Origin of the sequence: Chryseobacterium contaminans, from assembly GCF_001684955.1 — a bacterium.
Lineage (GTDB): Bacteria > Bacteroidota > Bacteroidia > Flavobacteriales > Weeksellaceae > Chryseobacterium > Chryseobacterium contaminans.
In genome coordinates this window covers 1-3156 of the sequence record NZ_MAYF01000170.1, presented here as the reverse complement: position 1 = coordinate 3156, position 3156 = coordinate 1, and the positions used below count along the sequence as shown (strand labels likewise).

The window sequence follows — 3156 nt, the reverse complement described above, 5'->3', positions numbered from 1 at the left end:
ACATTGCTGTATGAGACTTTTAAAAATAAAATAAAAACTGGCGGCGGCCTACTCTCCCGCGTTAGCAGTACCATCGGCGCTGGTGGGCTTAACTTCTGTGTTCGGAATGGGAACAGGTGAGCCCCACCGCTAAAACCACCCTAAAGAAGGTATATAAGGTTGCAGGATGTAGGTTATAGGTTGCAGGTTTTCCCTGCTCCCTGATAGCTACCATCTGCTACCTGTTTTAAGCGATAAAAACTTTCACAAAGACAAAACCTTTACTGCGCATAAAGTACTTGTCATATTTATTATATCATAATTTTAGATTTAGCAACCATAGGCTATAAATCTACGGGTAATTAGTACTACTCGGCTATGACATTACTGTCTTTACACCTGTAGCCTATCAACGTCGTCATCTACAACGACCCTTAAAAGATGTCTCATCTTGAGGCGAGTTTCGCACTTATATGCTTTCAGTGCTTATCTCTTCCAAACGTAGCTACTCAGCGGTGCACCTGGCGGTACAACTGATACACCAGAGGTTTGTTCAATTCGGTCCTCTCGTACTAGAATCAAGCCCTCTCAAACATCTAACGCCCGCAATAGATAGAGACCGAACTGTCTCACGACGTTCTGAACCCAGCTCGCGTGCCACTTTAATGGGCGAACAGCCCAACCCTTGGGACCTTCTCCAGCCCCAGGATGTGACGAGCCGACATCGAGGTGCCGAACCTCCCCGTCGATGTGAGCTCTTGGGGGAGACTAGCCTGTTATCCCCGGAGTACCTTTTATCCTATGAGCGATGGCCCTTCCATACGGAACCACCGGATCACTATGTCCTGCTTTCGCACCTGATCGACTTGTTGGTCTCACAGTCAAGCACCCTTATGCCATTACACTCTACGCACGGTTACCAAGCGTGCTGAGGGTACCTTTGAAAGCCTCCGTTACTCTTTTGGAGGCGACCACCCCAGTCAAACTACCCACCACGCAATGTCCTTCTGAAAGAAGTTAGGCTCCAAGTAAGTAAAGGGTGGTATTTCAACGACGGCTCCACAAACACTAGCGTGCCTGCTTCAAAGCCTCCCACCTATCCTACACATTACTTACTCAAAGTCAATACGAAGTTATAGTAAAGGTTCACAGGGTCTTTTCGTCCCATTGCGGGTAATCGGCATCTTCACCGATACTACAATTTCACCGAGCTCGTGGCTGAGACAGTGCCCAGATCGTTACACCATTCGTGCAGGTCGGAACTTACCCGACAAGGAATTTCGCTACCTTAGGACCGTTATAGTTACGGCCGCCGTTTACTGGGGCTTCAGTTAATGCCTTCGCTTACGCTAAGCACCTTCCTTAACCTTCCAGCACCGGGCAGGTGTCAGACCCTATACAGCATCTTTCGATTTAGCAGAGTCCTGTGTTTTTGATAAACAGTCGCCTGGGCCTCTTCACTGCGGCCACCATTGCTGATGGCGTCTCTTCTTCCGAAGTTACGAGACTATTTTGCCTAGTTCCTTAGCCACGACTCACTCGAGCACCTTAGGATTCTCTCCTCGACCACCTGTGTCGGTTTTGGTACGGGTTGCTTCACTTCGGCTTTTCTTGGATCAGATTACTCTACAGCAGCTTCGCCCGAAGGCTAGGCCTTGACTATTCCGTCAGTCTCCAGCAGATACATCCAACCGTCCCCTTTATTCGTGAGCAAGTATGGGAATATTAACCCATTGTCCATCCACTACCCCTTTCGGGTTCGCGTTAGGTCCCGACTAACCCTCAGCTGATTAGCATGGCTGAGGAAGCCTTGGTCTTTCGGTGAGCAGGTTTCTCGCCTGCTTTATCGTTACTTATGCCTACATTTTCTTTTCTATCCGCTCCACAATACCTCACAGTACTGCTTCGGCGCAAATAGAATGCTCTCCTACCAGATGTATCTAAAATACAAATCCATAGCTTCGGTAATATGTTTATGCCCGATTATTATCCATGCCGGACCGCTCGACTAGTGAGCTGTTACGCACTCTTTAAATGAATGGCTGCTTCCAAGCCAACATCCTAGCTGTCAATGCAGTCCAACCGCGTTGCTTCAACTTAACATATATTTGGGGACCTTAGCTGTTGGTCTGGGTTCTTTCCCTCTCGGACATGGACCTTAGCACCCATGCCCTCACTGCCGTAGAACATTTATTAGCATTCGGAGTTTGTCAGGAATTGGTAGGCGGTGAAACCCCCGCATCCAATCAGTAGCTCTACCTCTAATAAACTTATATACGACGCTGCACCTAAATGCATTTCGGAGAGTACGAGCTATCTCCCAGTTTGATTGGCCTTTCACCCCTACCCACAGGTCATCCGAAGACTTTTCAACGTCAACCGGTTCGGTCCTCCACTCTGTGTTACCAGAGCTTCAACCTGCCCATGGGTAGATCACAAGGTTTCGCGTCTAATCCTACTAACTATGCGCCCTATTCAGACTCGCTTTCGCTCCGGCTCCGGTACTTAATACCTTAACCTCGCTAGTAAAATTAACTCGTAGGCTCATTATGCAAAAGGCACGCCGTCACAGCATTACGCTGCTCCGACCGCTTGTAGGCGTACGGTTTCAGGTTCTATTTCACCCTTCTATTCGAAGTGCTTTTCACCTTTCCTTCACAGTACTTGTTCACTATCGGTCTTTCAGGAGTATTTAGCCTTGGAGGATGGTCCCCCCATATTCAGACAGGATTTCACGTGTCCCGCCCTACTCATTTATCATCTTAATATACCTTTCGAATACCGGGCTATCACCGTCTATGGCCGTTCTTTCCAGAACGTTCTTCTAAATATATAAAGACTTTTGGGCTAATCCGCTTTCGCTCGCCACTACTTACGGAATCTCTTCGATTTCTTTTCCTCCGGGTACTTAGATGTTTCAGTTCTCCGGGTTTGCTCCTCTTACGAGGTAATACATCTTCAATGTATTGGGTTGCCCCATTCGGACATCTGCGGATCTATTCGTGTGTGCCAATCCCCGCAGCTTTTCGCAGCTTACCACGTCCTTCGTCGCCTCTGAAAGCCTAGGCATCCGCCATACGCCCTTAACGATTTCTTTCCTATTTTTGGTTACTCAAGCGCTTTATGCGCTCGGTTTTCTCTTTGTGATGTCTTTACCGTTAATGTCAATGATCTTAA

At 47.8% G+C, this 3156-nt stretch carries 2 rRNA genes; both read right to left on the bottom strand.

Going from position 1 to position 3156, the window contains the following annotated elements:
• Window positions 1-35: 35 nt before the first annotated feature.
• Window positions 36-143, bottom strand: a 5S ribosomal RNA gene (gene rrf / locus BBH99_RS10820).
• Window positions 144-321: 178 nt separating this feature from the next.
• Window positions 322-3076 (bottom strand): 23S ribosomal RNA (locus tag BBH99_RS10815).
• Window positions 3077-3156 lie beyond the last annotated feature (80 nt).